This window comes from Rathayibacter sp. AY1H3 (genome assembly GCF_002932015.1).
Genome location: NZ_PSUU01000075.1, coordinates 1 through 8,167 on the forward strand (window position 1 = coordinate 1; position 8,167 = coordinate 8,167).

Below are 8,167 nucleotides of genomic sequence, written 5' to 3' on the forward strand. Positions count from 1 at the left end.
GTGGCGGTGATCGGGGGCATGACCTTCGCCGGCCTGTTCACCTACCTCTCCAGCTCCTCGTTCCTGTTCCAGGGCCTCTACGGATTCGACGCGCAGCAGTACGGACTGCTCTTCGCCGTGAATTCGCTCGGCGTCGTCCTCGGCGTGCAGGCGTCCTCCTACCTCAGCCGGAGGATCGGGCCGCAGTGGATCCTCGCGATCACGACGCTGACGCTGTTCACCTCCGCCGGCCTGATCGCCCTCTTCGACGTGCTCGGGCTGGGGCTCTGGGGCACGCTCGTCCCGCTGTGGTTCTTCATCGCGTCCTGCGGCTTCAGCTTCCCGTGCGTGCAGGTCCTCGGCCTGGTCAACCACGGCCGGGAGGCGGGGACGGCCGCGTCGCTGCTCGGAGCGGTGAACTTCGGCACCGCCGGACTGCTGTCGCCGATCTCGGGGGTCTTCGGCGCCGGCTCGGCCGTGCCGATGGCCGTGGTGATGATGTCGACGGCGACCGTGTCGATCCTGGCGCTCTGGCTGATCGTCCGGCCGAGGAGCGTCCCGGCGCTGCAGGACTGAGCGCTCGGCTCCGGGTCCCGGCGGTCCGGCACGCCCCGCTCCTGCGGCTCCTCCCGGGCGTTCCGGCCCTCGCTGGATCCGCTCCCGAGCGCCGCTGCTACAGTCCCCTCCCATGTCCTCCCGCGACTCCTCCGCCCTGCTCGCCGAGCTCTCCGACCCCGACCGCGACGTCCGCCTCCGCGCGGCGATGACCCTGGGCGAGCTCGCCGAGCCCGCCACCGCCGAGCCCCTCGCCGCGCACCTGTGGGAGGAGCCCGACTTCTTCGTCCGCGACGTGCTCACCTGGTCGCTCGGCCGCCTCGGCTCCGCCGCCGTCCCCGTCGCCCGCGAGGCGCTCGGCCGCGAGCCCCGGGTGCGCACGCAGGCGCTGCACGTGCTCAGCAAGATCCTCGACCCGGCGACGCTCGACGACATCGCCCCGCTGGCCGCCGACTCCGAGCCCGCCGTCGCCGCGAAGGCCCGCTTCGCGCTGGGCCGCCTCGGCGACGAGCGCGCCCTGCCGGTCCTGCTCGGCCTGCTCGGCGACGACGACGCGGAGGCGCAGAACGTGCTCACCGACGTCCTCGCCTCCTTCGGCGCCGCGGCCGTCCCCGGTCTGGAGCAGGCTCTCCGCGAGGGGTCCGCGCCGGTCCGGCGTCACGCCGCCGCCGCGCTCGGCTACCTGGGCGACGACGCGCGTCCTGCCGTCGACGCGCTGGACGGGGCCGCCGGCAGCGACGACTCCGCGCTCGCGGTCTCGGCCGTGATGGCGCTCGGCTCGATCACCGCTCCCGACGCGGCCGCCGCCCTCGAGCGGGCCTCCGCCTCGGACGACTCCCGCGTGAGCGCCGTCGCCGCGCGGCTCCTCGCGCGCTCCTCCGAGCCGACCCGGCTCGACGCCCTCCGCGCCGCCCGCCTGGCCCGCGCGGCCGGCTGAGGCGCGCCGCGAACCCCCGCGGGGGAAGGCCGGGGATCCGCAAGGCCGCTCGAACCCTGTCATGAACCCCGCCGCGCGGACGCCGGTCTTCCGATCGGTCGGCCGCGCCGCCCCGCAACCCCCAGCGGGGGAACGCCGGGTGACGGCATCATGTCCGGATGGATCACCGCGACGACCGCCTGTCGACCGAGCCCGGAATCGCGCGCCCCGACGCCGTCCAGCGTGCGCGGATGCGCGAGCAGGTGCCGTCCGACGACGTCGCCGCCCGGCTGCTGACGAAGGAGGCGGCCCACCGGGTCTCCCGCCGCTGGCCGCTGATCTCCGCGTCGCTCGCGATCCTGCTCACGGTGCTGCTCGCTGTGCTGATCGCCTTCCGCCCCACCTCGGCCTTCCGCTTCGACGTGGAGTGGATGGACGAGATCGTCGAGCACCGCTCGCCGGTCTGGGACATCCCGGCCCTCGTCATGAACACGGTCGGAGCGGGGCTCGTCGGCACCACGCTCATCCCGCTCGGCATCGTCGCCGTGCTGCTGGTGTTCCGCAGGCGGTGGGCGGCGCTCTACTACGCGATCGCCGCGCTGGTCAGCGTGGGCGCCACTCAGCTCGTCAAGGAGCTGGTGGGACGCGCCCGCCCGGCCGACATGCTCGTCACCAGCGACTACGGCTCCTTCCCGTCCGGCCACACCGCCAACGCGGCGACGACGGCGATGGTGCTGGCCCTGGTGTTCCCGCTGCTGTGGGTCTGGATCGCGGGCTTCCTGTACACCGTGGCGATGATGGCGAGCCGCACCTACCTCGGCGCCCACTGGCTGAGCGACACCGTCGGCGGCCTGCTGCTCGGGATCGGCGTGGCGCTCGTGGTCTGGGCCCCGCTCGCCGGCCGCCTGCGCACCGAGGCCGAGCTCCCGCACCCGCCGATCTGGATCCGCCGCACCACCTGACCGGCGCAGCGCTCCCCGCGAGGGCTTCGAGCCCCTGAGGGTCGGCGCCCGAGGAGCGCGGAGGCTCGCCGATCAGCCGAAGGCGGCGAGGGAGTCGAGCTCGTTGAAGGTGTAGACGTGCAGGCCCGCGAGGCGGTCGCCCGCCGCCGCTTCCAGGCGCGCGACGAACGCGGACGGGTCGAAGCGGCGTCCGCGGAGGAGCCCGCCGGCCACCGAGGTGCTCCGCTTCAGGAAGCCGAGCGAGGAGCCCACTCCGATCCGCGCGCCCAGCGTCAGCAGCCGCGAGCGCTCGACCGGCCCCGGCACGCCCGCCCACAGATCGACCGTGATCCCCGTCGCGCGGAGCCGATCGGCGTAGCGGACCACCGCGTCCACGTCGAAGCACATCTGCGTGACGATCGAGCGGATGAACGGAGCGCGCTCGCGCAGGTGCCGCTCGATGCTCTCGTCGGAGAGGTGCGGGTGGCCCTCGGGATAGCCTGCGATGTCCAGGGCCAGCCCGGGTGAGATCTCGCGGGCGTCGCGGATGAGCTCGAGGCTCGTGGAGTAGGTGCCGGCCGCCGAGGACGCGTCGCCCGAGATCACGAACGCCTCGTCGATCCCCGCCTCGCCCATCCGCCCGAGGACCCGCTCGAGTGCGGCGCGGCCCTCGACGTTCCGCGCCGCCAGGTGGGGCACCACGCGGAACCCGCGCCCGGCCAGCGCGACCGCGCAGTCCACGGTCCGCTCGGTCCCGTGCTTCGGCAGGCTCGTCACGGTCAGCGTCACCGCGGAGGGGTCCGGGAACGCCCGCGCGGCGCGCTCGCCGATGTCGTCGGCCGGGATGATCTCGAAGCGCGCGCGGGTCATCGGCCCAGCCTGCCACGCGGAGCCGGAGCGGTGCGGGTGGTGGCCGCGGCCGCACGAGTGTCGGAGGGGCGCCCTAGCCTGGAGCCGATCGCCGCCCGGTGGTCGCGGAAGGAGTCGCGTGTACCTGGAGTCCGGCCGCGTGGTCACGAGCCCCACCGACCTGTCGAACTGGGCGGCCTGCGAGTGGGCGGTTCTCCGCCGGTTCGACGCCCTGCTGGGCCGCGCCCCGCGCCTCGAGGCCGAGAGGGACGGGATGCTCGAGCGCACCGCGGTGCTCGGCGACGAGCACGAGCACCGCTTCCTCGCCGAGCTGAAGCGCACGCACGAGGTGCTCGAGTTCGAGCGCCCCGAGCCCGCCGGCTACCCCGCGGCGGCCGAGGCGGCCGTCGAGGCGATGCGCGCCGGGGTCGACGTGCTCTACCAGGCCACCTTCTTCGACGGCGAGTTCCTGGGCTTCTCGGACTTCCTCCTCCGCACCGCCGACGGCGCCTACGAGGTCTACGACACCAAGCTCGCCCGGCACGCGAAGATCCCGGCGCTGCTGCAGCTCGCCGCCTACGCCGAGCAGATGCAGGCCCGCGGCATCCGCGTGGGGGAGCAGGTGCACCTCGTGCTCGGCGACGGCTCCGTCACCAGCCACGAGCTGGCCGTCGTCGCCCCGGTCCAGCGCGTGCAGCGCGCCCGGCTCCGCGCCGTGCTCGACGAGCGCCTCGCCGCCGACGAGACGCTGGCGTGGGGCGATCCGCGCTACCCCTCCTGCGGACGCTGCTCGGTCTGCGCGCCCGAGGTCCAGGCGCACCGCGATCCGATCCTCGTCGCCGGGATGCGGCTCGACCAGCGGGCGAAGCTCGGGGCGGCCGGCGTGCTCACCCTCGACGCGCTCGCCGAGCACGACGGCCCCGTCCCCGGGCTGAGCGCGGGCACGCTCGAGGGCCTGCGCGCCCAGGCGCGGCTGCAGCTGCGGTCGGAGTCCTCGCCGGTGCCGGCCGTCGAGGTGATCGACGCCTCCGTGCTCGCCGGGCTGCCCGCCCCCGACCCGGGGGACCTCTTCTTCGACTTCGAGGGCGACCCGCTCCACACCGAGGACAACCGCGAGTGGGGCCTCGACTACCTCTTCGGCATGGTCGACGACCAGGAGCGCTTCACCGCGCTCTGGGCGCACGACCTCGCGGCCGAGCGCCGGGCGCTCCTCGACTTCCTCGCGCTCCTGCAGGCGCGCCGGGTCGAGCACCCCCGGATGCACGTCTACCACTACGCCTCCTACGAGCGCAGCCACCTGCTCTCGCTCGCGCTCCGCCACGGGGTCGGCGAGGAGGAGGTCGACGCGCTCCTGCGCGACGGCGTCCTGGTCGACCTGTACCCGGTGGTGCGGCGGGCGCTCCGCGTGGGCTCGCGCAGCTACTCGCTCAAGAAGCTGGAGCCGCTCTACATGGGCGAGGAGGAGCGGGACGCGTCCGGCGTCACGAACGCCGCCGACAGCATCGAGATGTACGTGGAGGCGCGCGCCGCACAGAGGGTCGATCCTGTCGAGGGGCAGCGCGGGCTCGACCTCGTCGCCGAGTACAACGCCTACGACTGCCGCTCCACGCTCCGCCTGCGCGACTGGCTCCTGGAGCTCGCTCCGCCGCGCGAGGAGCTGCCGCCGCTGCTCGAGGTCGAGATCCCCGTGCCCCGCGAGCCGCACCCGGTCGCGGTCGCACTGCTGGCGCAGGTCGAGGGGATCGAGCCGCGCGAGCGCACGGCCGACCAGACCGCGCTCGCCCTCGCCGGCGCGGCGATCGACTACCACCGCCGCGAGGCCAAGACCTTCTGGCAGGAGCACTTCGACCGCCTCCGGCAGCCGCTGGACGAGTGGGCGGACACCCGCGACGTCGTGATGATCGACCGGGTCGAGGTCGTCCGCGACTGGGCGAAGCTCCCGCGCGCCCGCACGCAGTCGCGCGAGCTGCGGATCCTCGGCCGGCTCGCTCCCGGCAGCCGGCTCGGCACCGGCTCGTCGCCGTACCTGGTCTACGAGGCCCCGGCGCCCCCTGGTGCGCCCTCGCCCGGTCCCGGTCTGCGCGGCGCCTCCGAGCGCTCCGAGATCCTCGCGGTCGACGACGACGGGGAGCGGATCGTCCTGCTCCTCAAGGAGGGCCTGAAGGCGGGGGAGGATCCGCACGACGACGCTCCGGTCGCCCTCGCCCCCGCGCCGCCGCCGCGCGCCGCGCCCCAGCCCGAGGCGATCGCGGAGTGGGGCGGCGAGGTCCTCGACGCGCTGCCCGCGATGCTGGCCGACCCGGCGCTCGACGTCCTCCGCCGCGTGCCGCCGGGAGCCGTCGCTCCTGTGCAGGGCGACGACGTGATCGGCGCGGTCGTCACCACTCTGCTCGGACTCGACCGGGCGACCCTCGCGGTGCAGGGTCCGCCCGGCACCGGGAAGACCTACGTCGGCTCCCACGTGATCGCACGGCTGGTGAACGAGCACGGCTGGCGCATCGGCGTGGTCGGCCAATCGCACTCGGTGGTCGAGAACGTGCTGAGCGCCGTCGTCGGCCGCGGCGTCGATCCCTCCCGCGTGGCGAAGGTGCCCAAGAACGGCACATCGCCCGAGGCGCTCGAGGCGGCGCCCTGGGCGCCGGTGAAGAACGCGGCGGCACTCACCGCGGTCCTCGAGGAGGGCGGCGGCTGCGTCATCGGCGGCACCGCCTGGACCTTCGCGAACCCGGTCACCGTGCCGCGCCGCTCGCTCGACCTCCTGGTGGTCGACGAGGCCGGGCAGTTCTCGCTCGCCCCGACGATCGCGTCGGCCGTCTCCGCCCAGCGCCTGCTCCTGCTCGGCGACCCGCAGCAGCTGCCCCAGGTGAGCCAGGGCGCGCACCCGGAGCCGGTCGACGAGTCGGCGCTCGGCTGGCTCGCCGACGGGCACGACGTCCTCCCGCCGGAGTACGGCTACTTCCTCGCGCAGACCCACCGGATGCACCCGGCGCTCTCCGACGCCGTCTCCGAGCTCTCCTATGAGGGCGCGCTGCGGTCGCGGGCGCCGCAGGTGCGCCACCTCGAGGGGGTCGAGCCGGGCGTGCACTCCGTCCCGGTCGAGCACGCGGGCGACACCACCTCCTCGCCGGACGAGGCGAGGCGCGTCGTCAAGATCGCCCTCTCCCTCGTCGGCCGCGCCTGGACCGACGAGCACGGCGAGCGGACGCTGACCGCGGCCGACGTCATCGTCGTCGCGCCCTACAACGCCCAGGGCGGGCTCCTCCGCACCGCCCTCGACGCCGCGGGCCTCGAGGAGACGCCGGTCGGCACGGTCGACCTCTTCCAGGGCAGGGAGGCGGTGGTCGCCATCGTGTCGCTCGCCGCGTCCTCCGGGGCCGACGTCCCGCGCGGAATGGAGTTCCTCCTCCTGCCCAACCGCCTGAACGTCGCGGTCTCGCGCGCGAAGTGGGCGGCGTACCTGGTGCACTCGCCGGCGCTCGCCGCCTCGCTCCCGACCTCGCTGACCGGCCTCGGGCACCTCTCCGGCTTCCTCCGCCTGCTCGAGCAGGGGGAGCGGGCCGCCCCGTGACGGATCCGGTGGCCTAAAGGCGCGCTCCGCTCCGATTCCGTCGGTGCTCGGCATGGTGGACGACGCGATCCGTCGCTACGGTGTCCCCATGAGAATCCTCCTGGTCGGCGCCGGCGGCGTCGGCGACGCCTTCGCGAAGATCGCCGCGCGCCGCTCCTTCTTCGAGCAGATCATCGTCTGCGACTACGACCTCGCTCGCGCCGAGCGCACGGTCGCCTGGATCGCGGAGCGGCACGGTGCCGACGACCGCTTCGTCGCCGCGCGGATCGACGCCTCCGACGCCGAGAACGTCGAGACCGTCGCCCGCGCGCACGGGGCGACCCACGTGATGAACGCCGTCGAGCCGCGCTTCGTCCCGACGATCTTCGCCGGAGCGCTCGCCGCCGAGGCCGACTACCTCGACATGGCGATGAGCCTCTCGCTCCCGCACCCCGAGCGGCCCCACGAGCTGACGGGGCTCAAGCTCGGCGACGAGCAGTTCGCCGCGGCGGAGGAGTGGTCCTCCCGCGGCCGCCTCGCCCTGGTGGGCATGGGCGTGGAGCCGGGACTCTCCGACGTCTTCGCCCGCTACGCCTCCGACCACCTCTTCGACGAGATCGACGAGCTCGGAGTGCGCGACGGCGCGAACCTCGTCGTGCACGACGCGGACGGCCGCGAGATCTTCGCTCCGTCCTTCTCCATCTGGACCACGATCGAGGAGTGCCTGAACCCGCCGGTGGTGTTCGAGCGCGACCGCGGCTGGTACACCACCGCCCCCTTCTCGGAGCCGGAGGTGTTCGAGTTCCCCGAGGGCATCGGCCCGGTCGAGTGCGTGAACGTCGAGCACGAGGAGGTGCTGCTGATGCCGCGCTGGCTCGACGCGAAGAAGGTCACCTTCAAGTACGGCCTCGGCGAGCAGTTCATCGGCGTCCTGCGCACCCTCCACCTCCTCGGCCTCGACAGCACCGAGCCCTTGCGGGTCCGCTCGGCCGGCGGTCCCGTCGAGGTCTCGCCGCGCGACGTCGTCGCCGCCGCCCTGCCCGACCCCGCCGGCATCGGCCCGCGGATGACGGGCAGGACCTGCGCCGGCCTCTTCGTCTCGGGCACGAAGGACGGCGCCCGCCGCGAGGTGTACCTCTACCACGTGAGCGACAACGAGTGGACGATGGCCGAGTACGGCACCCAGTGCGTGGTCTGGCAGACGGCGCTCAACCCGGTGGTCGCCCTCGAGCTCCTCGCGACCGGCGTGTGGACCGGCGCCGGAGTGCTCGGGCCGGAGGCGTTCAGCGCCGACCCGTTCCTCGAGCTGATGGCCCGCCCCGAGGCCGACGGCGGGTACGGACAGTCCTGGCACGTCCGCGAGGACTGACCGGCGCCGCC

General features: G+C 74.3%; 6 protein-coding genes. 5 read left to right on the forward strand and 1 reads right to left on the reverse strand.

Annotation, left to right across the window (positions count from 1 at the left end):
• The 3 genes from C5C33_RS17625 to C5C33_RS17635 form a co-directional block, all read left to right on the forward strand.
• Positions 1–555 (forward strand): MFS transporter (locus tag C5C33_RS17625; protein WP_146085821.1); only part of this gene is annotated, 555 nt, incomplete at its 5' end.
• A gap of 112 nt (positions 556–667) precedes the next feature.
• Positions 668–1,471 carry a HEAT repeat domain-containing protein gene (locus tag C5C33_RS17630; protein ID WP_104261753.1) on the forward strand — a complete coding sequence of 268 codons (804 nt, stop codon included), beginning with the start codon at positions 668–670 and terminating at the stop codon, positions 1,469–1,471.
• A 158-nt stretch (positions 1,472–1,629) separates the two neighbouring features.
• Positions 1,630–2,412 carry a phosphatase PAP2 family protein gene (locus C5C33_RS17635; RefSeq protein WP_244229597.1) on the forward strand — a complete coding sequence of 261 codons (783 nt, stop codon included), beginning with the start codon at positions 1,630–1,632 and terminating at the stop codon, positions 2,410–2,412.
• Between the two features lie 72 nt (positions 2,413–2,484).
• Here C5C33_RS17635 and C5C33_RS17640 read toward each other — a convergent pair whose 3' ends face one another.
• Positions 2,485–3,261, reverse strand: a complete 777-nt coding sequence (locus C5C33_RS17640; RefSeq protein WP_104258262.1) for a methylenetetrahydrofolate reductase — start codon at positions 3,259–3,261, stop codon at positions 2,485–2,487.
• 118 nt (positions 3,262–3,379) lie between these two features.
• Here C5C33_RS17640 and C5C33_RS17645 point away from each other — a divergent pair, with 118 nt between their 5' ends.
• Positions 3,380–6,808 (forward strand): bifunctional RecB family nuclease/DEAD/DEAH box helicase, encoded by a 3,429-nt coding sequence (locus C5C33_RS17645; protein ID WP_104261754.1) that lies wholly within the window; start codon positions 3,380–3,382, stop codon positions 6,806–6,808.
• A gap of 88 nt (positions 6,809–6,896) precedes the next feature.
• Complete coding sequence (locus C5C33_RS17650; protein WP_104251121.1) at positions 6,897–8,156, forward strand: saccharopine dehydrogenase family protein; 1,260 nt, start codon at positions 6,897–6,899, stop codon at positions 8,154–8,156.
• The last annotated feature ends 11 nt before the right edge of the window (positions 8,157–8,167 follow it).